The sequence below is a fragment of the Psychrobacter immobilis genome (assembly GCF_904846225.1).
In the GTDB taxonomy this organism is placed as follows: Bacteria; Pseudomonadota; Gammaproteobacteria; order Pseudomonadales; family Moraxellaceae; genus Psychrobacter; species Psychrobacter immobilis_F.
Genome location: NZ_CAJGZJ010000001.1, coordinates 24,450 through 50,620, shown reverse-complemented (window position 1 = coordinate 50,620; position 26,171 = coordinate 24,450). Strand labels below are relative to the sequence as shown.

The following is a 26,171-nucleotide window of genomic DNA, read 5'->3' as shown; positions in this document are numbered from 1 at the left end:
ATCAATTTACGCATCCATAAAGCTGCTTAATACCACTTTCATGGCTGACAGCTTGCGCTGGATTTCCAAATATTCATCTGCTGGATTGGAGTCATACACATTGCCGCCACAGGTTTGCGAGTAGGCGGAATCACCGTTGATGAATAACGTACGAATAGGAATGGCAAAGATACAATCACCATTGAAGTTAAATGATCCCAACGCACCGCCATAAGCACCGCGCCCATCAGGCTCCAGCTCATTAATTACTTTGATGGCTTCAATTTTTGGCGCACCTGATAAAGTACCAGCGGGGAAATTGCTGGCAAGAGCACTGAACATATCCTCATCAGGATGCAAAATACCGACGATTTCAGAGGAAATATGCTGTACGTGCGAGAAGCGTTTGATGTCCATCAAGCTACGAACTTTTACCGTACCAAATTGCGCCACGCGGCCAATATCGTTGCGATGCAAATCTACCAACATATTGTGCTCGGCAATTTCTTTAGCATCGTTTAGCAATGCACGGGCAAGCTTACGATCTTCGACGACATCGACACCGCGTTTGGCCGTGCCTGCTAGTGGATACGTTTCCATTTCACCTTGACGCAAGCGAAACAAGAGCTCAGGAGAGGCACCAATGATGCATTGCTGGGCAAATTTCATAAAGTACATGTGCGGTGATGGATTAACCGACCGCAGTTTTTCATAAATCGGCATTTTGTCACCCGAAATATGGTACTTAGATTTAAAGCCGACTTCACACTGAAAGATACGCCCAGAGATGATGTCTTCTTTAACTTTTTTGACAATTTGAGCATGCTCTTCTTCATTCATACCGTCACCCAAAAACTCAACCATGGGCGGCTCGTAGCTTGGTATCGGTGTATCGAGTAAGGCTTTGATTTGTTCGATGCGGTTGTCTTGCTGAGCAGTGGGATAATAGAAATAGAAAATCTCACCAGTCATTTTATCGAGCGTCAAACCATCCAAATATACGCCAAATTTGAACGGTTCAAAGTCTTCGCTGGCTTTGGCATTTAAGTTTGGCTCAAAAAAATTCACACAGTCATAACCCAAGTAACCGACAAGGCCGCCGCTTTGATCGCGGGCGATGACGTGCTGCGGAGTGATTGCACGTAATAGCTGGTAAGGATTGTCAGTTTGATAATGGTTGGTTTCCACCGTTTTATTATCGGTAATGGCAAGGGTAGTGCGATCCAGTGCAGTAATAGTCATGACAGGATCAAAACCAATGGCATGGTGGCGTGAGATATGGCTGTCTTCACCCAATGATTCGAGCAAATAACAGGTATCAAAAGTCCGCTCAATACGCTTGAATAAGGCAAAAAAGTCAATATCTTGGGTAAGTTTTATTCGCTGCGGTTTGCTTGGAATATCAATAAGCGCAGGTTGTATTTGTTTGGGCGTAGGAGAAGTCATAACGAAGTCCGAAATAGTTCAAGTGTATAACAATTAAAAATGAGAGAAGTTTAGACAGTGTTGTTTAGGATACAGGTTAATAAATTAATCGTCTTGCCTATGGGTCGTAAGTAAGGCGCTAACATCATGAATTTGAATGGCTTTGGCACCACGTGAGACGGTGGCAATACCCACACCTAACTGCTCAGATATGTCCCGCTGGGTAGCACCGCGCTCAAGCAAGTCAAAGATACGAATACGATTGGCAATCTCTTGTTGCTCCTTACCCGTTAACAACGCATTCAATAATACTTCGATATCAGCCCTGTCGTGACAACTTGTCAGATGATTCAATAAACTGTGATAGGGATCAGTGCTCATAATGTTTGGTCTTAATAAGAAGGAATGACTGTCTTGTTTCAGCATTCTAGTACAGTAGTACATAAAAGGCAAGTGACAAGAAAGTTTCAGGGTGAAACCTGATCATGTTTTAGAATATGAGTACTACCAAATAGGCATCGCTGCCAAATAGCCAGCGCTTAAACCGTATCCACAATCACTGGACGACCTTGATGATTCAGTACAGTCACATCGACGTTATATAATTCCTTCATTGTCTCTTTGGTAAGGACATCAGCAGGTTCACCAACTGCCATCACTTGTCCTTCTTTCATCGTGACGACCGTATCGGCAAATTGAGCGGCTTGATTGATATCATGTAGGACAATCACGACGGTTTTTTGTTGGCTATGGCTCACCTCACACAGCTCACGCATCAGACGTCCTGCGTGGTACATATCCAAATTATTTAGCGGCTCGTCGAGTAGTAAGTAGGGCGTGTCTTGACAGACAATCATCGCAATCAATACCCGTTGGCGTTGACCACCTGACAATGTTGATAAAAAACGATCGGCTAAAGATTCAAGCTCGAAGCGTTCGATAATTTCCTGTACTTTTTGTTGATCGCTTGCAGTTGGTTGCCCTTGATGATAAGGATAGCGTCCGAACATCAGCAGCTCATGCACCCGCAAGCGCCCTTGTACTTGATTGTCTTGTCCGAGCATGGCGACTGTTTTGGATAGTGTCCTCGCATGACAGTTAGCAATATCATGCTCGCCGAAGCAGACTTGTCCGGACTGTAGCGGCTGCAGGCGTGACATAACTGAGAACAAGGTAGATTTGCCAGCGCCATTGGGGCCGATCAACGCAACGATTTGTGCGCTTGGTAAAGACAGGGTCACGTCACGTAGGATTTGCTGTTTGCCAATATGGTAAGAGATATTATTTATTTTAATCATAGTGATTCTTGTTTTTTGCAAATGTGAGAAGGTCTTGTTTTTATGGTATTTATTAAAGATTAACGGCGCTGTTTCTTAACGACGCTGAGTCATAAAAATCAATAATAAAAATACGATTCCGCCTGCTAACTCAATGATGACCGACAGTACACCTGCCATGCCCAGTACTTGTTCAAATACGGTCTGACCAAGCACCAAGCAAATCATCGCTACCAAGCTGACCAAAATCAGACGCTCGCTATGATACATATGGCGAGCGATACGATTGGTCAAAGCGCAAACTAATAGACCAAAAAAGGTCACTGGCCCGACCAACGCTGTGGCAGTCGCGACCAATACCGCAATGACGGTTAGCAGCCCAAATGCTAGACGTTGATAGTTGATACCAAGGTTGGTTGCTTGCGCTTTACCTAACATCAGTACATCGCACTGATAGCGCCAACGCCAAATAAACAAGCCACTAATGATACAAATAAATAGGCTGATACCAAGCAGTTGCGGATTCACCGTATTAAATTGTGCGTAACTGGCCGATTGTACTACCACAAAATCATCAGGATTAATCAGTCTTGCAATTAAGGCCGATAAGCTACGAAACAATACACCGAAGATCACACCCACCAATATGAGTCGAGTCAAATCTTGGCTACTTTTTGAAAACAACAGTTGGAACAACAGCATGGATGCGCCAAACATGAGGACAATTTCGAGAGCAAATTTGGCAATAGGATTGATACTCGTAAAGCTAATCGCACCCAAAAAGAAAACCAACAAGCTTTGGAGCAACACATATAGTGAGTCAAAACCTAATAAAGAAGGTGTCAAAATGGGGTTGTGCGTCAAGGTTTGAAACAGTAACGTTGAGACGCCAATAGCATACCCGACCACCATCAATGCCAGCAATTTTTTGCCTCGTAGTGGCAGTGCAAAATCCCAATAGCCATTGACGTTGAGTGTTAAAAACAGCGTCATCGACATTGCTAATATGATGGCAGCTACTGTTTTTGGATGGTTTACTATGAATGTCCAAAATTGAACAAGGCGTTTTTGCCAAGCTGCAGAAGCGTCGTGGCCGTTTTCTGTAGTGCTCTTTTCTGTAGAGCTAGGCGTAGACGATGAAAACATGGGCAAATCCTATAGCGTCAAGCTTATCTAATCAGACAAAAGGACAGTTACATTGAGAAAATAAGTAACCATGTCCAAATGTCTGAAGGTATGAAGGTTCAATGTGCTGCAATGAGTGAACGACTAAGAACCCACGTATAATAAAGGATCAGATATCTCATTGATCGGCGGGCGCACGCAGCAATAGCCATAAAAACAGCACAGTACCAACAACACCAAAGACAGTGGCAACAGGCACTTCAAACGGGTAACGAATAGAGCGCCCGATAATATCGCATAACAGCACTGCCGAAGCTCCTAACAGCGCGACTGCTGGCAAACTACGGCGTAACTTATCACCCATCAAGCGACTCACAATATTGGGGACGACCAAACCAATAAAGGGAATCATACCAACTGTCACGACGACGACAGCACTCATCATCGCCACCATGCCAACCCCAATCCACGTTACTTGTCGCTTGCTAATGCCTAAGTTCAGCGCGATATTATCGCCCAGACCAACGATGGTTAATTTATCAGCAATGACATAAGCGAGAATACATAGCCCGCCCGTCAGCCAAAGCAACTCATAACGGCCTGCTAATACACCAGAAAAATCACCAAATTGCCAAACGCTGAGCATCTGTAACGTCTCGGTTTGATAAGCGATAAAAGTCGTCACCGCCTCAATGATCCCGCCAAAGACAATACCAATGAGTGGAACCATCAAAAAATCAGTCGGTGGAATGCGGTGAATGAGCAGCATAAATAGCATCATGCCAAACACTGCAGTGATGGTGGCCACGCTCATTTTTATGATGAGCGCACTGGCTGGGAACAGTAGACTGACGACCAATAACCCGAGCGCCGCGCTCTGGGTAGCACCGACCATCGATGGCTCAACGAAGCGGTTTTTTAGTACCACTTGAATGATCATCCCAGCCACTGCCATGGCAATACCTGTCAAAATAATGGCAATGGTACGCGGCATACGGCTGACAAGCATCAGTGAGCTATCGGAGTTAGCGCTATTATTAATAAGGCTTTGCAGAATACCTGACCACGAAAAATCCGCCACGCCAATAGATAGGCTTAATAATACCAAAAGCCCCATAATAATGAGGCTACCCGTATTAATTAACCACGGTGGTATGGCGGCGCGTCGATGTTTGGGGCTCAGGCCTTCACCAGACTCTTTTTGCCAACTTGCTGCAGTCGTTGGCAAAGAAGAGCTGGCTTTAACGCTGGTACGAGCACGATGTGAAAATAACGACATAGTGACTACTGGCTTAAAAAATGAGAGATTATAACGAACACTCAGTGCAATTGCTTAAACGTTGATAACGTTTATTTAGCACCAGCAAATGCATTCTTAATAGTGGTCAAATCCTGAATCCACTGATAATAGCCACCGAATGCAAGATAAGAGTCTGGGCTTAGGTAAACCACTTGGTTTTTAGTCCACGCATTGGTTTGAGCGACCAGTGGGTTGTCTAACACTGCTTTGGCACCTACACCATCTGCACCAACGGCGGCACTACGATCAACAACAAATAACCAGTCTGGATTGATCTTTTGCAGATACTCAAAAGAGACAGGCTGACCGTGACTGGCATCTTTGATTTGATCATCTGCCATTGGTACACCTAGGACAGTATGAATAAAGCCATAGCGTGATTTATCACCATAGGTAGACATTTTATTACCGCTAACCATAATGACTAAACCCTTACCTTTATCTTTGGTCACGGTTTTAGTGTCGTCAATAAGGGTATCAATATCGCCTTGCAGTTTAGCCGCTTGGTCACTTTTACCAAATAGAGCGCCCAAATCATGTAAGCGCTGCTTACTTGATTCATAAATATTCGCCGTATCAATCGTCATGTCTAGCGTTGGAGCAATACTTGATAGCTCATCATATTTTTTTGCCATACGCGAACCAATCAAGATCGCTTGCGGCTTCATAGCGTTCAATGCTTCAAGATCTGGCTCAAATACAGTACCGACACCTTTTGCTTCAGGCTGAGTTTTGGCATGCAAATTATCTAACAGCAGCTTACTTGGCGCACCATCAACAGCCACATCAAGTGCCGCTAAATCTTGTAACAAACTCATGTCATAGACCACTAGTGGTGAGGGACTTATCGCTAAATCGACATCCCCTTTTACCGTATTAACCGCAATGGTTTGAGCAGAAACATTGTCATTATTAGCAACATTCGAAGAAGCATCAGCGGTTTTGTTTTCAGTTTTAGCATCTGCTGGCTCAGAGTCATTCGACTCAGGCGAGGTACAGCCTGCGACACTGATGGTAGCCACAAATGCTGTCATGACTGCAGTCAATAGCGGACGTTTAAAAAAAGTGCGAGAAGAGCGGTTAGACAATAAAGTAAGAGACATAAATAACTCGGATACCAGAGGTTTGGGCAAAATATGAAAAAATAATTGCCAGTGAATTAAAAAAATTGCTTAGCGTAACGGTGCACGCCATACGATAATCGATAGTATTGCTTTGAACGTTATTAATTCTTATCGCTTGGTTGGCGATTATGTTTTTAGCATCTCAATAATTTTTAATATCATAAGATGAGTAATCAAGCAGTGGTTATGATAGATTAATTGAGAATCATTATCAATACAAATGGTAATGATTTTTATTATTAATAATAGCTTTCTTCTTTGTTGCGACTGTTAAATGAGTGATAGTTGAATAGCTAGGCTAATTTTTCTGCTTAAAACAGCGGTAATTTATTGAATGGTAGTAAAAGGAATAAGAAAATTATCATAATTATTATTGATAATAATTATCGTTTGCATTATTATCTACGCCATTCCACTTCAGTTAATTAATATTAGGGTGTTATGAGTTCAACGAGTTTAGACGCGCCACCACGTAGACTAAAAATTGCCGCTGTTGTTATAGTTGTGGGGTTGCACCTGCTGACGGCATTAGCATTAGCAGCGATCAAAACTCCTGAATTAAAGGTTGAAGCAGAAAAAAATACGGCGCCTATTGAGATCGAGCTTGTAACCTTACCGACCGAAGATCCTGCATCTGAGGTGGAGGTAACAGAAATAGCGCCTAAAGAGGAGCCAAAACCTCAAGCCAAACCAGTCGTACAACCAAAGCCAAAAACACCAGTAAAGCCAGTAGTAGAGAAAAAGACTGCACCTAAAGCAGCTCCTAAAGAACCAGTAAAAAAACAACAGACTAAAGACAAACCGAAAGACAAGAAGATAGAACCTAAAGTTGATACTGCTGCTGCCGATGAGCAACGTAGACTTATAGCAGCAAAAACGAAAGCCGCTGCCGATGCAAAAACCGCTGCTGCCGAAAAAGCGGCTCGTGATGCTCAAGCTAATAGTGATGCTCAAGCACAAGCAGCCCGTGATGCTGCCAATGCTAAAGCAGCAAGAGACGCAGCAGAAAATGCTGCCCGAGCCAAGGCCACTCGCGACGCTCAAGCCAAAGCTGCAGCAGATGCGAAAGCAGCAAAAGAAGCCGCTGACAAAGCGGCTGCCGCGGCCAGTAATACGCCAGTGAATTTTACAGCGAGTGCCGCTAACTGGGCATCAGCACCAAACTTTAGCTTCCCCGATAGTGCTGCACGCAGAGCCACTTCAGGTGAGACATTTACAGTTGTGCTGACCTTGAGGGTAAACAAGCAGGGCGGTATTGATAGTGTTGGTGTTGCTAAATCTTCAGGTAATACAAGGTTAGATAAAGAAGCGCAACGCCAAGTACGTTCTGGTAAATTTAAACCATTTACAAAAAATGGTGCACCAGTTGTGGGCAATGTGACATTACCTGTCGCGTATCAAGTGCCATAAATAGATATACATTTTATTAAGTAACGCCGAAGCGATAAACAATCAAGTAATAGCAATGAAATAACAAATCAAGGAGTCTGACATGGACTTTACAGCGTATTGGCAATATAGCGACATGGTGACTAAAAGCCTATTTTTTGTGCTCTTAGTCCTATCCATCATTTCATGGGTAACTGGCATCATTCGTGTGTTACAAAGTCGCAAATTGGCGGTCACTGTTGCAGATGATTTGAGTCAGCAGCTTCAGTCTAAACAGATCGAACTAGTAGAGTCGGACGCTGCTACTCGGCGTTTGATTACAGAGCAGACTTTGCTCAAGCATATTGGTCGTTATCGTTTCGCCAGCGAGCGTGGACTACCTATCCTCGGTACGACGGCAGCGATTGCGCCATTTATTGGCTTGTTTGGGACAGTGTGGGGTATTTTTCACGCGCTGCACAATATTGGCACGAGTGGACAGGCAGGATTGGGACAGGTTGCAGCGCCAGTAGGCGAGGCACTTATTATGACCGGTCTTGGTATCGCTGTCGCTATTCCAGCGGTAGTGTTTTATAACCTTGCGGTACGTGTGAACCGCCGTGTAATGTACCAAGCCAATGACCGTGCGCATGATCTGTTGGCAAATTCTGCTAAACTGGCAACCAGCTCGCAGTCATCAATAAACAATAAGTCTACTGCCACTCAAGCGCCGTTAGCAAAAGAGCATCAATCAAGCACAGAAGATGATCAGCAAGCCAAGCACTATCGTAGCTCAGCAGCATCACAGCCTTAATAGTGTTCAAGTGATAAGGTTGTCAGTTAAGAGAGAACAAGCCAGTGACCTGTTAAAAAGTGCTGGCTGTATTGCGAATAACTAAACGTATTGAGAATGATTATGGCATTTCAATTGGGTGATGATGACGTGCAAAGCATGAATGAGATGAACCTCATTCCGCTAATCGATATCATGCTGGTATTGATGATTATATTTTTATTGACGGCGACCGTGCTAAATCCGACGGTGCCATTAGACTTACCGAAGACCAGTGCGTCGGTGAATGATACGCCACCAGAAGCCATTCAAATTAGCATTGATAAGGACGCAGGAATATTTTGGGACAGCACTCCGATTAGTATGGCAGAGCTTGAGACACGATTGCAGCAACAGAGTGCTGGTGGTAAAGACCCTTCGGTACAACTGCGCGCTGACAAAGAAAGTAAATACGATACAGTTGCTCAAGTATTGGCGGCTACCAGTCAAGCTGGACTCACCAAAGTAGCGTTTGTTAACGAGTAGCATGTACTCACGAACCGTATTATTTGGATACTTTATAGCGATAAAACGCTGAGATAATAAGAAAAACAACGAAAAGAATAAAAATTTATTGAACCTCGCTTGGGCAACTTTGCGAGGTTTTCTTTATTAGTGTAATGATTTATTGTACTTGAAAAAGCATCGAGGGTTAACGTTATGGAATATTTGATATCTAAAGAAAGGTTTTATTCTCATATTGAGCTTGTGAAAAAATATATGCTTCTGAGTCAAAAATATCAAACAAATATTATAGAGTTTCGAACGATGCATGAAGGTTCAAGTAGTGCTCATTTTTTCACATGTGCAAAACAAGATGTAAGTAATAGCTTTGAAGCTTTTGTATCATTAATCACTTATGAAACTCACTTTTATGAGGAGTGGTTAATAGAGGAAACTACAGAAGATAATGTAGGAGATATTTTGATTAATTTTATAAATCCGCTGATAGATCAGTTCTTATTCAAAAATATTTCTCCCAACGAAGCACAAGAAAAAATAGGATGGATAGTTAACGACATAAAGCGATTGATTGCAGATGATACTTCTCGTATGTTCAATGAACCCTCACACTGGGGGATTTATATTAATAACAAAGAAATTGACGATGAGCAAAGTAACTTTAACTATATATTAAACTCAATTGTCAGAGCAATAGGACTCATTATAGAGTGGAACGAAATTTCAATATTTTACGAAACAAAAGATAACTATGTACTATTTTCATGGGCTACTAGTGCATAGTTTATTTGATATATCAAAACTCATTTACTTAATTTATTAATAAATTACCAACCGTAACCATGACCGTAGCCAAACGGTGCATAACCGAAAGGTCTATAACCAAAGCGTCCATAGCCAAATGGGTAGGGCGAACGTAGATAATCAAGGTCACGCTGGCGGATATAATAGTAGCGTCCTTGAGAGTAGGCTTCTTCTAGCTTCTCAATGCCTTCGAGTGGGCAAACGGGCTGCCAATCATAGCCCTCGCGGCCAACTTTATAAGCAGTGAGTTCGGTACAATAATTTTTGAGGCCTTGCTGACGGCCTTGCTCCCATTTTATACGATTGGGCATTGTACCGCCGACGCTCGCGCAACTATTGGCATATTGACCAAAGTAAGCGCCTGAACGCCCATTTAAACCGTCTGCATAGCCAACTTCTTGCCAGTTACTGGCCTGACACTGCTGCGGTGTGAGGCTTTGTGTGGTTGCACAGCCTGACAAGGTCATCACTGTCGCGGTCATCACCGACAGAATAATAACGGGTTTACTCATGATGGTATGGCTCAGTTTGCTAGTAAAATCAGCAGTCAATGAGTTTAGCTTAATTAGATAATTCATAATAAACCTGCGCGCGTTTAAAATTATGGTTTATCATAGCACTTTTTGAGGCTGACAAATTTTTGTGTATTGTTATTATGCTTATTTTTTAATCGAGCTAAGTATTTGATATGCTAAAGTAAATAACGCCTCTGCCGCCAACCAAATCGTTGGAGTTTTAGTGGTCGTTAATGTATCACGCTTGATTTTTGACGGTTCGTGCTCATTATAAGCATCTATCTATCAGGTATTGGTTAAACAGTCATTTATCTGCTAGTAAGTTTTTTACCACTATTTATATGATATCTGCTCGCACCATCGACAGTGGTATAAATAAAGGCAATTGTATTTTTTAGCACTACTTTAATTCAGTCAAAGGGTCAGACCATCATGGGAACATTGATTGGCGTTATCATTGTACTATTCGTCTTAGGGAGTATGATGGCGCTCAAACCTAACGGTATCGATCAGCGTTTAGATAGACTGCGTATGACGGCGCGTCGTTTGCAGCTAAATCCAAAGCTGGTAGCCTGTCCAGACTGGATAAAGGGTCGGGACAACGAGTATGGTCGCGGCATGATGGGTCAATATTGTTTGGTGCTAGATGATACGAAGCTGCCGCATACACGCTATCAAGTAATTGATGGGCAATGGCGACCCGATAGTAGTTTTGTCGATCCGACTAGAGATGATATCAAGCTCAATATTCCAAGTGCCATTCGTTCTAATCAGATGAATATCAGCACAGCTGTCAATAAGACTGATTTTAGCTTGGACAAAGCGCCTCTGGATTTACCAATCAATATTGAGCCATTTGTAAAAGGTCTACTGACTAAGGCCAATAGCATCGTTATTTATTGGGAAGATATTGCTTACGTCCGTCCATCGACCAACCCTACTTATCATCAGCAAGCGATTGAAAAAGACTTATTATTGCTGAAAGAAAACCTTGAGAAATGGTCGCTACAGATGCAAAAGAAATCTATAAAATAGAAAATTATTTTTTAATCTCCATTAACAGTTAATATGCAAGTGCTTTTAGCGAACTCTTAGTCATTTGTAGTTGACATTATTACGTTCAGCAGTGTAACTTCTTTATAACTACAACTTTGTCTTAACGTTATCGTTTGTTTTACAACCGTTTCATGAGCAGCTATTTTGATAATAACTCGCTGAGCTATTATAAATAATTATTATAAATTGCCATGCTGCTGAATTTATTCTTACTTTTAATTTACCTATATTATGGTGTCGTCACATATGGCAAAAACCACAACCAAAAAAAGCCCAGCACCTGCTGCTGATAGCCCAAAGCGTAAATCTTTGGTGATTGTAGAATCACCAGCCAAGGCAAAAACGATTAATAAATACCTTGGTGATGACTTTATCGTACGTTCAAGTATCGGTCATGTCCGTGATTTACCAGTCGGTGCCAGTAAGAGTGCTAAGAAAGCGACTACGGCCAAAAAAGATGAAAATCTGAGCAAAGAAGAAAAAGCTCAGCAAGCGCTAGTGCGTCGTATGGGTATCGATCCAGAGCATAATTGGGCGGCCGTCTATGAAGTACTGCCAAATAAGACAAAAGTTATCAAAGAGCTCAAAGCCTTAGCCAAAGACGCCGACCAAATCTATCTCGCAACGGATATGGATAGAGAAGGGGAAGCCATTGCTTGGCATCTAAAAGAAGTCATCGGTGGCCCTGATAGTAAATATCAACGCGTGGTCTTTAATGAGATTACTAAATCCGCTATTCAAAATGCCTTTAAGCAACCCTCAAAGCTCGATATCGACCGCGTCAACGCACAGCAAGCGCGTCGTTTTTTAGATCGAGTGGTTGGTTTTATGGTGTCACCATTACTATGGCAAAAAATTGCTCGCGGTCTGTCGGCAGGTCGCGTACAGTCAGTTGCCATGCGTTTGGTGGTTGAGCGTGAGCATGAGATTCGCGCTTTTATTCCAGAAGAGTACTGGCAGATTTATGCGGATACGCATATTACTAATAGCAAAAAAGACGCTGAGCAAATCGGTATTCGCTTAGAGGCGACCAAGCAAGGCGGTAAGACGCTTAAGCTGGTTAATAAAGAGCAAACGGATAAAGTTCTAGGCATTCTAAAAGCCAGTGATTTTATTGTCAAAGAACGTGAAGAAAAACCAACGCAGTCACGTCCGAGTGCGCCGTTTATTACCTCGACCCTGCAACAGGCAGCCAGTACACGATTGGGTTTCTCTGTTAAGAAAACCATGATTTTGGCACAGCGCTTATACGAAGCGGGGCATATCACTTATATGCGTACCGATTCGACCTTTTTGTCTGGTGATGCCCTAGCAGCTGTGCGCGGCTATATCGAAGACAGCTATGGCGCAAAATATGTGCCAGAAAAGCCCAATTTTTATGGCAATAAACAAGGTGCACAAGAGGCGCATGAAGCCATTCGTCCTTCTAATGTCAATATGAAGTCAACCCAACTGAAAGGGGTTGAGCGTGACGCAATACGTTTATACGAATTGATTTGGCGTCAGTTTGTAGCCTGTCAGATGCTACCAGCAAAATATCTGTCAGTGAATTTGTTCGTTGGTGCAGATGATGTCGAGCTAAAAGCACGCGGTCGTACTCTGGTGTTTGATGGCTACACCAGAGTGATGCCACCAGCCAAGACAGATGATACTTTATTGCCCGATGTCAAAAAAGGCGATAAGTTAACGCTTGATAAGCTTGATCCAAGCCAACACTTTACCAAGCCTGCGCCGCGCTATACAGAAGCAAGCTTGGTTAAAGAGCTTGAGAAAAAAGGCATCGGTCGTCCATCGACTTATGCGTCTATCATCTCAACCATTCAAGATCGTGGTTATGTGAAACTTGAGAATAAACGCCTATTTGCCGAAAAAATGGGTGATATTGTCACGGACAGATTGACGGCCAGCTTCCCAGACTTGATGGATTATACCTTTACCGCTGCGTTAGAGAACAAGCTCGATCACGTAGCAGAAGGCGAGCAAGATTGGAAAGACGTGCTTGATAATTTCTACGGAGAGTTCAAAACGACTCTTGAGCGTGCCAAAGAAAAAGATGGCATGCGTCCAAATGATCCGACTGATGTGCCAGATGTTCATTGCGATATTTGTGGTCGCCCAATGCAACTACGTACGGGCTCAACAGGCGTATTCTTAGGTTGTACTGGTTACAACTTACCGCCAAAAGAGCGCTGTAAAGGTACTAAAAATTTAATGCCAGTCGAAGCCTTTGCCAATCTTGATGACGCTGAAGGCGATGATGAAGCGGCAGAAGTCAAAGATTTGATGGAGAAAAAACGCTGCCCGAAATGTGGCACGGCCATGAATGGTTATATCGTCGATGGCGGTCTCAAGCTGCACATCTGTGGTAATAATCCTGATTGCGACGGTTATATTTTAGAAGAAGGTAAATTTGAAGTTCCGGGCTCAGATGCGCCGACCATCGACTGTAATAAATGTGATGGGCAGATGGAACTAAAGACGGGACGTTTCGGGCCTTACTTTGCTTGCCAGAAATGTGACAATACGCGTAAAGTACTAAAAACAGGCGAAGCCGCGCCACCACGTATGGATCCAATTCATCTGCCAGAGCTAAAATCAGTCAAGCATGAGGATTACTTCATTTTGCGTGAAGGGGCGGCGGGAATGTTCTTAGCGGCGTCCAAGTTTCCAAAAGTGCGCGAAACCCGTCCACCAAAGCTGGCTGAGCTACGCGAAATCAAAGATAAAATGGAAGATAAATTCCAGTACTTATTTGCAGGACCAGATGAAGATCCTGATGGCAATCCAACGATACTGCGCTGGTCACGTAAGAAAAAAGAGCAATATATCGGCTCTGAGAAAAACGGCAAAGCCACACGTTGGGGTGTGTACTGGCGCAAAGGTGAGTGGGTAGAGGAGTAAAAATCCTTTACCTTTAAGCAAAAAAAACCTCTTAGATATCTAAGAGGTTTTTTTATATGCGAATAAAGTGTGAGTTTAAACGCTATTAGATTTTTTCGATAATACCACAAGCGATACGATCACCTGCGTTACCAGCTGGTTGGCTAGTATAGTCATCGACACCGCCATGAACGATAAAGGCTAAGCGATTGACGCTGTATTTACCTGCTTCAGCGGCAGAGATTTTTTTATTAACATAGTTGATAGTAGCCACGCCATTTTCATTGGCAGTTAGATTTGGCAAGTCACCAGCATGTCCATTCATGTCATCTGGATTTGAGTGCGGTTTGTTATCTGGATTAAAGTGACCACCTGCCGCTTTACCCATATCTGCACAGCTACCAGTTTCATGAATATGTAAAGAAACCGTTTTACCCGGTTGTAAGTTCATCAGCTTACCATACACTTGAACACCGCCATCAACAGGACGTAAGAAAACTTGTCCTACTTCTTTGTTATTACTATCAACAGTTTTGATAGTCGATTTTAAGGCAGGTTGGTTCAAAGGATTGCCTGTTTGTAATTGGCTTTCTACTGTTTGGCAACCAGTCATTGCTAAAGCTGAACCACATAGTAGAACACTTGCAAGCATAGTCTTATTCATTGTTATCTCCATTTGTATTTGATGATTATGACGAACGATTTATCCATAATTTTATTTTAAGACAGTCAAAAATTGCTTAATGTCACGATTATTATAGCCAACGACATAAGATAGGTATTCATCAAAAGCGCAACAAAGCGTTAATATATGTAAGTCTTACATAGAACACATAGTTAGATAAGCTTAATATTTGATTAAGTTAATATAACGTAATAATAAGATAAAATAAATGACGAAATAAAACGGTCAGTGGCTCAGCTGTATAGTCAGTTCAAAATAAAATCGATACGTTAGTAGATACGTGCTACTGGGGTAAATGTTTCTAGCGTGCTGTTCGCAAGCGTGACAGAGGCTGCAAAAAATCTATCCCAGCAGCACTGTATCGAATTTAAAGTGAATCGGCTATAGTGCAAAATAGCAGCGGTCAGAAGTATTGATTCAAATGATTAGAATTTTAATAAATTGCAATTTTAATCATAATTTATGTGAGGTGTTTATATGAATACATTGTCTAAGTTGGCTGGGTCTACGGTCTTTGTTTTAGGAATAATGAGTGCGGCCACAATGACAACGCAAGCGGCATCGCAAACGGGTGATTTACACTATAATGCAGATTGCGGCGTCAAAGAATTACACATGTCGAAAGGCAGTTATGACGTTAACCGAGCTGGCGCGATTAAAGGAAATAGCTACTGTGAGTATCAGTTTTATGCCAAAAAAGGCCAAAAGGTGAGCGCCACCATAGTCGGTAGTAACGACTTATATCCATTGCTTTACGGTATCGTTTCACCAGATTTAAGCAGTGAAACCGTAACGCTTAATAAAACTGGCGAGCATATCATTCGCGTAGTACAGCCACGCAACCAAGCGCGAGAGGGCAATACGCCTAAGCCATATTATATGACCGTGACGATTAAATAATACTCTGTAATGGTTGGTTTCTAATATAGAAATCCAAGCGATTGATGCTTAGCCTTTTTATGCCCTGAGTTTAAGTTAACGCGCGACTATGTTTTTGTTTTTGCCAAAAAAAGCCGCCTACATTTCTGTAAGCGGCTTTTTAATTACTAAGACTGCATCACTAACGATTTAATTAGTTGTGCAGTGCTTTGCCTTTGGTTTTATCCACCGTTACTTTTGCAGGTTTGAGCGGTTTTGGCATCGTGACCAAAGCGACTTTTAATATCTCATCAATCGTCGCCACTGGCTGAATCGTCAGACCCGCTTTGACGTTATCAGGAATATCGGCCAAGTCACGCTCGTTGGTCGCTGGAATCAACACATGCTTGATACCACCGCGATGTGCTGCCAGTAGTTTCTCTTTTAGACCACCAATACGTAGGATTTTACCGCGCAGTGTAATCTCACCTGTCATGGCAATATCCGGACGGATGGCAATGCCAGTCAACGCAGATACCAACGCTGTGGTAAGCGCACCACCCGCAGACGGACCGTCTTTTGGCGTCGCACCTTCTGGCATATGTACATGGACGTCAGTGGTTTTAAAGGTTTCGTAATCGATACCTAAGCTATCACCGCGAGCACGAACCACACTCATGGCAGCGCGAATCGACTCTTTCATCACATCGCCCAATGAACCAGTGAAGCTAAGCTCACCTTTACCTTTCATCGCGACCGCTTCGATGGTTAATAGCTCACCACCGACTTGTGTCCACGCAAGCCCAGTGATACGACCAATCTCAGGCTCTTCTTCAGCCAGACCATAGTCATACTGATGGACACCTAGGTAATCATCGATGTTTTTATCATCGACTACGATCAGCTCACGTTCTGCTTTTTTCGGAGCGCGCGCGCCATGATTTTCAACCGAACCACGAACTACTTTACGGCAGATTTTATTGACTTCGCGTTCAAGGTTACGCACACCCGCTTCACGTGTGTAGCTGCGTACGATACTGTGCAATGCCGCTTCTACAATCTCAATCTCGCCTTCTTTGAGACCGTTATTTTTGATGGCTTTTGGCACTAGATATTTCTGGGCGATATTGACCTTTTCTTCTTCGGTATAACCCGGTAGACGAATCACTTCCATACGGTCAAGCAACGCAGGTGGAATATCCATGCTGTTGGCAGTACAGATGAACATCACTTGTGATAAGTCTAAGTCCATGTCTAAGTAATGGTCGTTAAACGTGTCATTCTGTGATGGATCTAATACTTCAAGCAAGGCTGATGCTGGATCGCCACGGAAGTCTTGTGCCATCTTATCGATTTCATCCAATAAGAATAGCGGGTTTTTAACTTCTGCTTTTGCCAGTGATTGCACAATTTTACCTGGCATCGCGCCGATATAAGTACGGCGGTGACCACGAATCTCCGCTTCGTCACGCACGCCGCCCAGTGCCATACGGACAAACTTACGACCAGTAGCACGGGCAATCGATTCACCCAACGAGGTTTTACCCACACCCGGAGGACCAACGAGACAAAGAATAGGGCCACGCAGTTTTTTCACGCGTGACTGAACGGCGAGATACTCTAAGATGCGATCTTTCACATCTTGTAAGCCATAATGATCTTCATCCAACACGGTTTTGGCTTTGTCTAAATTGATCGAAACTTTGGTCGTCGCATTCCACGGCGTGTCCAAAATCCATTCAATATAGTTGCGTACCACTGACGATTCACTTGACGCAGGCGGCATCATTTTGAGTTTCTTGAACTCTTGCTCTGCTTTTTTGCGCACATCCTCTGGCAAGTCGGCATCTTCTAAACGTTGCTCAAGCTCAGCCACATCGTCTTCACCATCGAACGCACCGTCATTCATGTCTGACAGCTCATTTTTGATGGCTTTCATCTTCTCGTTTAAGAAGTATTCGCGCTGATTGTCTTCCATCTGCTGACGAACTGCCTCTTGGATGTCTTGCTCTATATTTTGCTCAGCGCTTTGCTTGACCAGATATTCGGTCAAGGTATTGATATGCGTTTTGATATCGTCTTCTTCTAAGAACGACTGCTTAATATCAAGATCCATCGACACACGAGTTGAGATGAAATAAACCAGCTCAAGTAAATCGTCAATACGTTTCGCCACGCGAGTCAGTTCACGCGCATTACGTAGACGCGCATCCGCGTAGCTTTCAAACAGCGTGGTCAAAGCCTGTATGGTATTTTTCTGTTGGCTCTCATCCATACTGACATCAAGATCAGCACGCTCAAAGCTCGCCATCAATAGCTCATCGTGATTTTCGATATTATCAACACGGGCGCGGTACTGACCTTCGATCAATACTTTTATGCAATTCTCATCGCTGTCATGCGGCATGGTGCTGACAATGCGGCAAACCGTACCGTATTGGTATAAATTATCTTGATCAATATCTTCGGTCAGTGAGTCTTTTTGGGCAACGACCAGTACTTTATTGCCGTATTCAGCTTGTGCCAATTCAACGGCTTTCACCGATGGTGCACGACCGACGAATAAAGCAATTTGCATGTGCGGGTAAACGACGACGTCTCGCAGTGCCAACAACGGCAAATAATCTTCCGCTTTGTCGTCATTGCTATTGTCGTGATCACTGTCATTTTCGTGATCATTGTCATTGTTTTTAATATTGTCTTCAACATTGGCAGACGCCGCCTCTGACGTATTGTCAGATGAGGTTTCTAGCGCATTGTCTTCTGCAACAGTAGATGAAACGTCGACATCGATGTCGATATTGTCTTGGGCAATTTTATGTACACTCATATACTTTTTCCTCGTTCACCAGACTTGTAAAGTCAAGTTCGTGGCTCATGTTTAGATAAATGGTGTTGCTATATAAAATTGCAAGTGTTACCCGCAAAGTCGTTTGCTTATATTCTTATTCCACAGGCGTCGAAATAGTCATTCTAAAAACATGCCTATGAGCATGGTTGTTTGGTTTTTAAAGTAAATCAAATAGATACATCACAGGTCATACCGCCATGTGCTGATAGAGTTGGCTTACTATCCATCAGATTCTACACGTAGGATTTATTAGCAAAATAAGGTAAACTGGCGCGCGTCTAAAATCAGGCTTTTATACTGAGGCTTTTTAGAGAGTAGGGCGACATTCATCAGTCTTAAGATATTCATCAGTTTCACTGAGGCTAAAGCATAAAGAACAAGGGGCAACACATGGCAATCAATGCGGTACTAGTAGCAGTCGTCATTATGTTGGGACTGTCTCTGGCGCGAGTACACGTGGTGCTGAGCTTATTGATTGGCGCGATGGCAGGCGGATTGATCGCAGGGCTGGGTGTCACTGATACGTTAGAAGCCTTTCAAGAAGGTATCCGTAATGGTGCACAAATTGCGCTGTCCTATGCGTTACTTGGCGCGTTTGCTGTAGCGATTGCGCATTCTGGTCTGCCGCAATCATTAGCAGGGGCCGTTATTAAGCGCATGGATGCGGCTGGCGCAAGTGGCGTGATTAAATATATGCTGTTTGCAGGTCTAATCACCATGAGCTGCTTTAGCCAAAATCTAATTCCTATTCATATTGCCTTTATTCCACTACTTGTGCCGCCATTACTGCTCGCATTTAACCGCATGCATATTGATAGACGCCTGATCGCTTGTTTACTGACTTTTGGTCTCGTGACCACCTATATGTTTATCCCGTATGGCTTTGGCGATATTTATCTCAACCAAATTATGCTAAAAAACGTCGGTGAAGCGGGGATTGATATCAGTAATGTTTCGGTGACTAAGGCAATGGCCATTCCAGCCTTGGGTATGTTCGTTGGTTTATTGACAGCGGTATTTATCAGTTACCGTAAGCCGCGCCACTATCAGCAAGTAGCGATAGATAAAGAAGCGCACGATGTGGCAAAGAGTGCGGTGGTAAAAGGCGATGCATTAAGTAAAACGGCCGCTGAGGCGCAAACACAAAGTAAGCTAAAAACACTGGTTGCCCTAGCTGCAATCGTCACGGCATTTGTGGTTCAGCTCTATACCGATTCGTTATTGCTCGGTTCGATGTTTGGTTTTGGTGTCTTTATGGCGACAGGTGTGGTGAAGTGGCGCGATGCTGATGGCATATTCAATGATGGTATCAAGCTAATGGCGATGATTGGTTTTATTATGATTACTGCGCAAGGCTTCGCTGAAGTTATGAAAGCGACCGGTGAGATTGCACCGCTGATTGATGGGGCGACCAGCTTGTTTGCGGGTAACAAGGCCATTGCCGCTTTTGTTATGCTTGGCATAGGTCTGGTAGTTACCATGGGCATTGGTTCATCATTCTCAACCATTCCGATTATTGCGGCTATTTATGTGCCGCTCTGTATTTCGCTAGGATTTTCGCCACTCGCGACGGTGGCGATTATCGGTACGGCGGGCGCGCTTGGTGATGCAGGGTCGCCAGCGTCAGATTCGACCCTTGGGCCAACGTCTGGTTTAAATATTGATGGACAGCATGACCATATCAAAGACAGCGTAGTACCGACCTTTATTCACTATAATATTCCGTTATTGGTGTTTGGTTGGATTGCGGCGATGGTGTTGTAGCCCTGATTTTATAGAATTTTATATTAAAGCAGCTTATGCGTTAGAAGCTGAGATGAGTAGGGTGCGCCCTGCGCACCAGAAAAGAAGTTAATCTCGACTATCGGTGCGCAGGGCGCACCCTACAATTTATCCAATATTTTTAAGTATTATCCTTGTCAGAGCCCTCATCAAAATCCCCAATCTCACTATTTAAGCTATTCAAAAATGCATCACTTTGTGCCAGTAGTTTATTTAAGCGTTGCTCGTTAATGATAGTTGCTAATTCTTCAGGGCTAAAATTCTGCTCTTGGCTGTAATAACGTATTTCTCTAGCATCATCATTTCCTAATGTCTGCAAATACGCTTCAACATTTTCTGCGCTAGATCCTTTTTTATCACAATTATTATTATTCATCAAAACCACCTTATGCCATTTGGCGTTATCAAGCCATCTAATGGCACATCCCACGGTTGACGATCTAGTTGCTCAACCACTTGAAAATCATAGCACCAGCCTATTTTAAGCGGTTTTTTTACGCCTGCCCGATAACTTTTGCTAAGCGTTGTATCATAAAATCCGCCGCCCATACCCATACGATTGCCATTCAAATCTACCGCGACCAATGGACAGACAATCACATCTAATTCGCGCGCCCAAAGCAGTCGGCGATGATGGTTTTGCTTCATACCCAAACGATGAATCCGTGTCGGTATATTGATTAGCTTCGATTGGTAAATTGGCACAAAACGCAGTCGTTTATCATCATTTCTCTGATTATCACGTCCCAGTGAGCCAACGACAGGCAAATAAGGTAAATAGCCTAAGCGTTGACACCAATCCATCAGTGGCTGAGTAGGCAGCTCGCCAAAGCCATCATAATATAAACCAATACGCGCATGCGGTGCTAAGCGCTGCTGTAGTTTGGTCAAATGCAAGCTTGCGGACTGAGCATATTGTCTTCGTGCATTATCATTCAACTGGCGACGCTGGCGAGTAAACAGTCGCCTAGGTGGATTGTTGACTTTAGATTTTTCTGACTCAGGATGCATAGATATACTATCCAATAATGTATTAAATTGATGATGGCTGGTGCTCTTAGACGCTAGCAACGGCTATTTGTGAATATTCAACGCGCCCTAGTCATGCTATCATAACGCCACTTTATATCGTATTCTCCTTTATGTGCAGCAGATGTTGCATTTTTTACAGATCCGCTATTCAACAACAAACCATCAAAGAGGGTAGTTATGTCGACACAGAATCAGGCAACTCGTACCGAAAAAGACACCATGGGCAACGTAGAAGTTCCAGCCGATGCTTATTGGGGCGCGCAAACTCAGCGTAGCCGTGAAAACTTCAAAATCGGTGGTGAGACTTTGCCTCGTCCGATGATTGAAGCAATGGCATTGGTCAAAAAAGCCGCTGCCATTACTAATGCAAGCTTAGAACGTATTGAAGATGATAAGCGTGATCTAATCGTTCAAGCCGCTGATGAAGTCATCAATGGTGGTCTCACTGACCAGTTTCCATTAGTCGTATGGCAGACGGGTTCTGGTACACAGTCAAACATGAACATGAACGAAGTATTGGCTAACCGTGCTAACGAAATCGCTGGTTCTGAGCGCGGCAGCTACACGCCAATTCACCCGAATGACCATGTAAACCATGCACAATCTACCAATGACAGCTTCCCAACGGCGATTCGTGTGGCTGCTGCTCGTCAGATCAACAGCTTGTTGATTCCAGCGGTAAACGCACTACGCGATACGCTAGCTGCCAAAGCGAAAGAATTTGATAGCATCGTAAAAATTGGTCGTACGCATTTGCAAGACGCTACGCCTTTGACGTTAGGTCAAGAGTTCAGCGGCTATGTCAGCCAATTGGATCATTCTTTAACGCGTATTGATAATGCGCTACAAGGTCTATATGAATTGCCACTAGGCGGTACAGCGGTTGGTACAGGTCTAAATGCGCATCCTGATTATGCGGTAAAATCAGCTGAGCAATTAGCGACATTGTCTGGTCTACCGTTTGTGACCTCACCAAATAAATTTGAAGCACTAGCCGCTCGTGATGCCGAAGTATTTGCGTCAGGCGCACTAAAAACGCTAGCAGCGAGCTTAAACAAAATCGCTAATGACGTACGTTGGTTAGCATCTGGCCCTCGTTGTGGTCTGGGCGAATTGACGATTCCAGAGAACGAGCCAGGCTCTTCTATCATGCCGGGCAAAGTAAACCCGACTCAGTCAGAAGCAATGACCATGGTCGTCGCTCAAGTCATGGGCAACGATGTGACTATCAGCATGGCTGGCGCATCAGGTAACTTTGAGCTGAATGTCTTTAAGCCAGTGATCGCGTTTAACTTATTGCAATCTATCCAATTATTGGGTGATGCGTGCAATAGCTTTAACGAAAACTGTGCCGTTGGTATCGAGCCAGTAAAAGATAAAATCGATGATTTCTTGCATAATTCATTAATGCTAGTGACGGCATTGAACCGTCATGTCGGTTATGAAAACGCGGCGAAAATCGCTAAGACGGCTTATAAAGAAAACAAAACCTTGAAGCAAGTGGCGGTTGAGCTAGAGCTATTAACTGAAGCGCAGTTTGATGAGTGGGTAACACCTGCTGATATGGTTCATCCTTCTTAATATTAATCCAAAACCTGATTAGCCTTGTCAGATAAGCTAAGCCTACAATGGGTAGTGCTTGCGCTTGTCTTCCTCGCTACTCAAGTTTTTAAAGTTGATATTTTGACTTATAAAAAGACCTTGTCATGTAGCAAGGTCTTTTTTTTGCCAATTTATTAGCTTAAACAAGGTACTTCTCACTTATTGATATCATTAAATATTTATACTATTTATATGTCATGCGCGCTGACATTTAATATTCAATATAAAATCTATATTGATGTTTATCGTTTATCGATATACAATAAGATATGAATTTATTTCTTATTTTTAAAGAGACAAACAAAGGCCATTGAAAATTGTATGATCGTTAATTTTAAGTGTAAAGATACGGAGTCGCTTTTTTCGACAGGAAAAACAAGACGTTGGTCTGCTATCAAAAATGTCGCAGAACGTAAATTATTACTGTTAGATAATGCGACCATGCTTGAAGATTTAAAAGCGCCACCCGGTAACCGCTTAGAAGCTTTATACGGTGATAGAGAAGGTCAACACAGTATTCGCGTTAATGCTCAATGGCGACTGTGCTTTGTTTGGACAGAGCAAGGCATAATTGATGTGGAAATTATAGACTATCATTGATTTTATCGAGAGTGATGTCGAGATTATAAAAGAGAGAATGTTATGATTAAAAATGGTATGCGTCCTATTCACCCAGGTGAAGTATTACGAGAAGACTTTCTTGAGCCGCTAAAGATGAGCGCCAATGCGCTGGCAAACAAGCTTGGCGTAACACCCGCACGTATCAATGAAATAATACGTGAAAAAAGAGGCGTTACAGCAGATACGGCACTGCGTTTAGCAAAGTATTTCGGCGGTAGCGCTCAGTTTTGGTTGAATCTGCAATCTACTTACGAGTTACGTTTGATTGAGACAAATGATCTTCATTTCTTAGATGAGATTGAACCTATTGAGTATGCTTAAGAAACTTGTTATGGCGAGGTGCTCTAGGTGTAAAGTGCATTCAACGCAGGAACACTAATGAAAAGTATTTCGTTGGTGTACAGGTCAATATTTGCATTTATGAATTTATCTAAACCAATTTTTCAATAAGGATTTAAACCAATTATCTGATACAAAGTCTTTTTCAATTCTATTTTTTTCGGCCATAAGCAACTCTTCTAATTTATTTTACTCTAACGCTAAAGCGTATTTATCAGCAGCTTTCAACGCTATTTCAAGGCCAACATATGAGAGGCTGTACTGAATTTTTCTTAACCATTTGTACGCTATATTAAAAGCTTTGATACCAAACTCAGTATTATCAGTCAATAAACTAAATTCAAAAATCTGCTCAATGGTAATAGTACCTAACCCAACATTTTTCCAATCGCTGAATTGTTCTAATTCCTTATCAATAGAGTCAATGGTTCTTAAGGCATTTTTTGATTGCTCTGTTCTAGTATAAAAATCTAGCAAATCTCTGTAGCAACTGAGGTTATCCCAATGAGAATCACTGGCTGCCAGCTCCTCTTTTAGTAATTCAATGACCTGTGAGTATTCCTTTAGCTCAATATATGCATATTTTAAAACACTCTTTTTATTGATCGAATCAAGTGTTACCTCATTCCATTGCTCAAGGTATTTTTTGGCAAGCTCGTAGTCTTTAAAATAGATATTTCGTTTGTACAAAGTGTATAGATCTTCATTACTTTCTTGCTTAGGGTAGTCTCTTGATAAGCGAGTCCACCACTCTTCTAATGCTCCATTGCAATTATACTGAGCATACACTTCTTGTAAGTCATCATAAATCTCTGGAAAGTTGTCTTTGACAAACACCTCTGTTTTATCTTTCAAGGCATAAAACATAAACTCGTTATCTATGACAAAACTGGCATCAAAATTTGAGTGCTTGGCGTTATAGAAAAAAATGATGTCATCTGGATTTTTAAAACCAGCCAGTAAATAAGCGTTTAGAATTAAAGAGTCACTAACGCCGCCCGTCGGATTTCTTTCACTTGCCGAAATCTCCTGTTTGAATAAATATCTGATTAAGTCCTCATCTTGTGTTTGTATATCATATTGAAGCTCAAGCAATAAAGCATAACGTGCTTTTTCATTAGAGTCATAATTACATTTGTAGCCATCAGCAGATATAAAAATGGATGGTGAGTAGGTAAGATCTTGCCACATCACATTATTATTACGATATGAAGGTAGCTGCTGCATTATTTGTATCCTAGATTAAATGTGACTTAACAATAAATAATTCTAACTTATATCGATAGGGTTGAGTAATTACTCAGAAATATTTTTAGTTTGCATATATCTTCTGGGTGAGTAAGGTGGAAATTTATGGTTTAGCTTGACTCAAAACAAAAAAAAGCCGAGCAAAATGCCCAGCTTTCTCACATCAAAATCCAAGCTTAATTAAAACTTATAAAGCAAACCAACGGTTGTCGTTGCTTCAGTGCGTGAGTTTACCATTGGACTATCGTATTGCTCATTTGGTAAGTATCTTAGGCTTTGATTGGCAAATCCTGCCCACTTATCATTAAAGTCATAGTTGGCGCTGACATTGACAAAAGGGTTTAAACTGTTGTTAGACGTATAAGCATCAACGCCCGTTTTTGCCGATTCTTTCTCAGTCACGCCGTAATAGTAGTTGTTATAATCTTCATCATAATACTCAAAGCCAATACTCGGATAGACCGTTAGCTTGTCTTTGCTGATTCTAGCAAGATACGATAAACGAGCAATGTTGCCACCACTATTATCCAAAATATCCGTTCCTATTTGCGCACGGAAAGCACCGATAGGCGTACGGCGCTGATAACTCAGACCCGCTGCCGCTGACGTTTTACGCTTATCAAGCCCTTGCAGTGCACCTATAGCATCATCAGGATCAAACTCAGAACCTGAGAGCTGAGCATAAGCAGACAGCTGATTAGTGCCATCATTGATGATATAGGCACCAGCTTGAGCGCCGCGAGCATAGACTCTATTATTATCATAAAATACACCGGGCAACACACTAATCTCAGTATTGTCTTCTAAATCATAGGCTGAGTTTGTCGCCAAAATATTGACACCAACGCTTAACACAGCGTCTTTGTCAGTCGGCAGGTTTTTATTAAGAAAAGGGATGGCACTAGCCACGCTAGCCACACTGAATAACGCAGTAGCCATTAACACACTGAGTGAAGTGCGCGCAGAGATATGAGGTAGCGCTGCAAGTTTAAACATAATCGAATCT

The 26,171-nt window shown here is 42.6% G+C and carries 24 protein-coding genes; 11 read left to right on the top strand and 13 right to left on the bottom strand.

All coding sequences use genetic code 11. The features are described from left to right. Window positions 1–6: 6 nt before the first annotated feature. The 6 genes from JMX48_RS00225 to JMX48_RS00200 all read right to left on the bottom strand — a co-directional run bounded on the left by JMX48_RS00225 (window position 7) and on the right by JMX48_RS00200 (window position 6,209). On the bottom strand, window positions 7–1,425 hold the full coding sequence (locus JMX48_RS00225; RefSeq protein WP_201533066.1) for an anthranilate synthase component I family protein: 1,419 nt from the start codon (window positions 1,423–1,425) through the stop codon (window positions 7–9). A gap of 84 nt (window positions 1,426–1,509) precedes the next feature. Then, window positions 1,510–1,785 (bottom strand): Trp family transcriptional regulator, encoded by a 276-nt coding sequence (locus tag JMX48_RS00220; protein WP_201533064.1) that lies wholly within the window; start codon window positions 1,783–1,785, stop codon window positions 1,510–1,512. A 158-nt stretch (window positions 1,786–1,943) separates the two neighbouring features. Then, window positions 1,944–2,702 (bottom strand): ABC transporter ATP-binding protein, encoded by a 759-nt coding sequence (locus tag JMX48_RS00215; protein WP_201533062.1) that lies wholly within the window; start codon window positions 2,700–2,702, stop codon window positions 1,944–1,946. Window positions 2,703–2,777: 75 nt separating this feature from the next. Further along, complete coding sequence (locus tag JMX48_RS00210) at window positions 2,778–3,827, bottom strand: iron chelate uptake ABC transporter family permease subunit (protein WP_201533060.1); 1,050 nt, start codon at window positions 3,825–3,827, stop codon at window positions 2,778–2,780. Window positions 3,828–3,984: 157 nt separating this feature from the next. Continuing rightward, window positions 3,985–5,085, bottom strand: a complete 1,101-nt coding sequence (locus JMX48_RS00205) for an ABC transporter permease (RefSeq protein ID WP_201533058.1) — start codon at window positions 5,083–5,085, stop codon at window positions 3,985–3,987. Between the two features lie 71 nt (window positions 5,086–5,156). Further along, on the bottom strand, window positions 5,157–6,209 hold the full coding sequence (locus tag JMX48_RS00200; RefSeq protein ID WP_201533056.1) for a siderophore ABC transporter substrate-binding protein: 1,053 nt from the start codon (window positions 6,207–6,209) through the stop codon (window positions 5,157–5,159). A 462-nt stretch (window positions 6,210–6,671) separates the two neighbouring features. Between JMX48_RS00200 and JMX48_RS00195 the strand changes: the two genes are divergently transcribed. The 4 genes from JMX48_RS00195 to JMX48_RS00180 all read left to right on the top strand — a co-directional run bounded on the left by JMX48_RS00195 (window position 6,672) and on the right by JMX48_RS00180 (window position 9,675). Next, window positions 6,672–7,640 carry a TonB family protein gene (locus tag JMX48_RS00195; protein WP_201533055.1) on the top strand — a complete coding sequence of 323 codons (969 nt, stop codon included), beginning with the start codon at window positions 6,672–6,674 and terminating at the stop codon, window positions 7,638–7,640. Window positions 7,641–7,722: 82 nt separating this feature from the next. After that, complete coding sequence (locus JMX48_RS00190) at window positions 7,723–8,412, top strand: MotA/TolQ/ExbB proton channel family protein (protein ID WP_201533054.1); 690 nt, start codon at window positions 7,723–7,725, stop codon at window positions 8,410–8,412. 102 nt (window positions 8,413–8,514) lie between these two features. Further along, on the top strand, window positions 8,515–8,916 hold the full coding sequence (locus JMX48_RS00185) for an ExbD/TolR family protein (protein WP_201533053.1): 402 nt from the start codon (window positions 8,515–8,517) through the stop codon (window positions 8,914–8,916). 174 nt (window positions 8,917–9,090) lie between these two features. Beyond that, window positions 9,091–9,675 carry a hypothetical protein gene (locus tag JMX48_RS00180; protein ID WP_201533052.1) on the top strand — a complete coding sequence of 195 codons (585 nt, stop codon included), beginning with the start codon at window positions 9,091–9,093 and terminating at the stop codon, window positions 9,673–9,675. A gap of 44 nt (window positions 9,676–9,719) precedes the next feature. Here JMX48_RS00180 and JMX48_RS00175 read toward each other — a convergent pair whose 3' ends face one another. After that, window positions 9,720–10,274, bottom strand: coding sequence for a DUF2799 domain-containing protein (locus JMX48_RS00175; RefSeq protein ID WP_227687817.1), 555 nt, complete (start codon window positions 10,272–10,274; stop codon window positions 9,720–9,722). Window positions 10,275–10,643: 369 nt separating this feature from the next. Between JMX48_RS00175 and JMX48_RS00170 the strand changes: the two genes are divergently transcribed. Beyond that, on the top strand, window positions 10,644–11,246 hold the full coding sequence (locus JMX48_RS00170) for a hypothetical protein (protein ID WP_201533051.1): 603 nt from the start codon (window positions 10,644–10,646) through the stop codon (window positions 11,244–11,246). A gap of 267 nt (window positions 11,247–11,513) precedes the next feature. Beyond that, window positions 11,514–14,168: a type I DNA topoisomerase gene (topA, locus tag JMX48_RS00165; RefSeq protein ID WP_201533050.1), complete on the top strand. Its 2,655-nt coding sequence runs from the start codon at window positions 11,514–11,516 to the stop codon at window positions 14,166–14,168. 85 nt (window positions 14,169–14,253) lie between these two features. On the opposite strand, the gene JMX48_RS00160 is transcribed toward topA, so the two are convergent. Continuing rightward, the gene (locus tag JMX48_RS00160) at window positions 14,254–14,811 is read right to left on the bottom strand and encodes a superoxide dismutase family protein (protein WP_201533048.1); all 558 of its coding nucleotides are present in this window, start codon (window positions 14,809–14,811) and stop codon (window positions 14,254–14,256) included. A 498-nt stretch (window positions 14,812–15,309) separates the two neighbouring features. Between JMX48_RS00160 and JMX48_RS00155 the strand changes: the two genes are divergently transcribed. After that, the gene (locus JMX48_RS00155; protein WP_201533046.1) at window positions 15,310–15,732 is read left to right on the top strand and encodes a hypothetical protein; all 423 of its coding nucleotides are present in this window, start codon (window positions 15,310–15,312) and stop codon (window positions 15,730–15,732) included. Window positions 15,733–15,904: 172 nt separating this feature from the next. Here JMX48_RS00155 and lon read toward each other — a convergent pair whose 3' ends face one another. Continuing rightward, complete coding sequence (gene lon / locus JMX48_RS00150; RefSeq protein WP_201533552.1) at window positions 15,905–18,310, bottom strand: endopeptidase La; 2,406 nt, start codon at window positions 18,308–18,310, stop codon at window positions 15,905–15,907. A gap of 621 nt (window positions 18,311–18,931) precedes the next feature. Here lon and JMX48_RS00145 point away from each other — a divergent pair. Continuing rightward, window positions 18,932–20,305: a Na+/H+ antiporter family protein gene (locus tag JMX48_RS00145; protein WP_201533044.1), complete on the top strand. Its 1,374-nt coding sequence runs from the start codon at window positions 18,932–18,934 to the stop codon at window positions 20,303–20,305. Between the two features lie 139 nt (window positions 20,306–20,444). Here JMX48_RS00145 and JMX48_RS00140 read toward each other — a convergent pair whose 3' ends face one another. Together JMX48_RS00140 and JMX48_RS00135 are read right to left on the bottom strand one after the other, a co-directional pair. Then, on the bottom strand, window positions 20,445–20,699 hold the full coding sequence (locus tag JMX48_RS00140; protein ID WP_201533042.1) for a hypothetical protein: 255 nt from the start codon (window positions 20,697–20,699) through the stop codon (window positions 20,445–20,447). Continuing rightward, window positions 20,699–21,334 (bottom strand): 5-formyltetrahydrofolate cyclo-ligase, encoded by a 636-nt coding sequence (locus JMX48_RS00135; protein WP_201533040.1) that lies wholly within the window; start codon window positions 21,332–21,334, stop codon window positions 20,699–20,701. The genes JMX48_RS00140 and JMX48_RS00135 overlap by 1 nt, the downstream gene beginning before the upstream one ends. A 198-nt stretch (window positions 21,335–21,532) precedes the next feature. Between JMX48_RS00135 and fumC the strand changes: the two genes are divergently transcribed. The 3 genes from fumC (at window position 21,533) to JMX48_RS00120 (ending at window position 23,899) form a co-directional block, all read left to right on the top strand. Continuing rightward, the gene (fumC, locus tag JMX48_RS00130; RefSeq protein WP_201533038.1) at window positions 21,533–22,936 is read left to right on the top strand and encodes a class II fumarate hydratase; all 1,404 of its coding nucleotides are present in this window, start codon (window positions 21,533–21,535) and stop codon (window positions 22,934–22,936) included. Window positions 22,937–23,278: 342 nt separating this feature from the next. After that, complete coding sequence (locus JMX48_RS00125) at window positions 23,279–23,557, top strand: type II toxin-antitoxin system RelE/ParE family toxin (RefSeq protein WP_201533036.1); 279 nt, start codon at window positions 23,279–23,281, stop codon at window positions 23,555–23,557. A 42-nt stretch (window positions 23,558–23,599) separates the two neighbouring features. Beyond that, window positions 23,600–23,899 carry a HigA family addiction module antitoxin gene (locus JMX48_RS00120; protein ID WP_201533034.1) on the top strand — a complete coding sequence of 100 codons (300 nt, stop codon included), beginning with the start codon at window positions 23,600–23,602 and terminating at the stop codon, window positions 23,897–23,899. A gap of 207 nt (window positions 23,900–24,106) precedes the next feature. Here the strand turns inward: JMX48_RS00120 and JMX48_RS00115 are convergent, their stop codons facing one another. Then, entirely contained in the window at window positions 24,107–25,144 is a 1,038-nt protein-coding gene (locus tag JMX48_RS00115) for a hypothetical protein (protein ID WP_201533032.1), read from the bottom strand. 201 nt (window positions 25,145–25,345) lie between these two features. Then, entirely contained in the window at window positions 25,346–26,161 is an 816-nt protein-coding gene (locus JMX48_RS00110; RefSeq protein ID WP_201533030.1) for a MipA/OmpV family protein, read from the bottom strand. Window positions 26,162–26,171 lie beyond the last annotated feature (10 nt).

Bases quoted from the DNA above. Each gene is read 5' to 3' on its own strand.
- JMX48_RS00225 (WP_201533066.1), bottom strand. From the start codon at position 1,425: ATGACTTCTCCTACGCCCAAACAAATACAACCTGCGCTTATTGATATT.
- JMX48_RS00220 (WP_201533064.1), bottom strand. From the start codon at position 1,785: ATGAGCACTGATCCCTATCACAGTTTATTGAATCATCTGACAAGTTGT.
- JMX48_RS00215 (WP_201533062.1), bottom strand. From the start codon at position 2,702: ATGATTAAAATAAATAATATCTCTTACCATATTGGCAAACAGCAAATC.
- JMX48_RS00210 (WP_201533060.1), bottom strand. From the start codon at position 3,827: ATGTTTTCATCGTCTACGCCTAGCTCTACAGAAAAGAGCACTACAGAA.
- JMX48_RS00205 (WP_201533058.1), bottom strand. From the start codon at position 5,085: ATGTCGTTATTTTCACATCGTGCTCGTACCAGCGTTAAAGCCAGCTCT.
- JMX48_RS00200 (WP_201533056.1), bottom strand. From the start codon at position 6,209: ATGTCTCTTACTTTATTGTCTAACCGCTCTTCTCGCACTTTTTTTAAA.
- JMX48_RS00195 (WP_201533055.1), top strand. From the start codon at position 6,672: ATGAGTTCAACGAGTTTAGACGCGCCACCACGTAGACTAAAAATTGCC.
- JMX48_RS00190 (WP_201533054.1), top strand. From the start codon at position 7,723: ATGGACTTTACAGCGTATTGGCAATATAGCGACATGGTGACTAAAAGC.
- JMX48_RS00185 (WP_201533053.1), top strand. From the start codon at position 8,515: ATGGCATTTCAATTGGGTGATGATGACGTGCAAAGCATGAATGAGATG.
- JMX48_RS00180 (WP_201533052.1), top strand. From the start codon at position 9,091: ATGGAATATTTGATATCTAAAGAAAGGTTTTATTCTCATATTGAGCTT.
- JMX48_RS00175 (WP_227687817.1), bottom strand. From the start codon at position 10,274: ATGAATTATCTAATTAAGCTAAACTCATTGACTGCTGATTTTACTAGC.
- JMX48_RS00170 (WP_201533051.1), top strand. From the start codon at position 10,644: ATGGGAACATTGATTGGCGTTATCATTGTACTATTCGTCTTAGGGAGT.
- topA (WP_201533050.1), top strand. From the start codon at position 11,514: ATGGCAAAAACCACAACCAAAAAAAGCCCAGCACCTGCTGCTGATAGC.
- JMX48_RS00160 (WP_201533048.1), bottom strand. From the start codon at position 14,811: ATGAATAAGACTATGCTTGCAAGTGTTCTACTATGTGGTTCAGCTTTA.
- JMX48_RS00155 (WP_201533046.1), top strand. From the start codon at position 15,310: ATGAATACATTGTCTAAGTTGGCTGGGTCTACGGTCTTTGTTTTAGGA.
- JMX48_RS00145 (WP_201533044.1), top strand. From the start codon at position 18,932: ATGGCAATCAATGCGGTACTAGTAGCAGTCGTCATTATGTTGGGACTG.
- JMX48_RS00140 (WP_201533042.1), bottom strand. From the start codon at position 20,699: ATGAATAATAATAATTGTGATAAAAAAGGATCTAGCGCAGAAAATGTT.
- JMX48_RS00135 (WP_201533040.1), bottom strand. From the start codon at position 21,334: ATGCATCCTGAGTCAGAAAAATCTAAAGTCAACAATCCACCTAGGCGA.
- fumC (WP_201533038.1), top strand. From the start codon at position 21,533: ATGTCGACACAGAATCAGGCAACTCGTACCGAAAAAGACACCATGGGC.
- JMX48_RS00125 (WP_201533036.1), top strand. From the start codon at position 23,279: ATGATCGTTAATTTTAAGTGTAAAGATACGGAGTCGCTTTTTTCGACA.
- JMX48_RS00120 (WP_201533034.1), top strand. From the start codon at position 23,600: ATGATTAAAAATGGTATGCGTCCTATTCACCCAGGTGAAGTATTACGA.
- JMX48_RS00115 (WP_201533032.1), bottom strand. From the start codon at position 25,144: ATGCAGCAGCTACCTTCATATCGTAATAATAATGTGATGTGGCAAGAT.
- JMX48_RS00110 (WP_201533030.1), bottom strand. From the start codon at position 26,161: ATGTTTAAACTTGCAGCGCTACCTCATATCTCTGCGCGCACTTCACTC.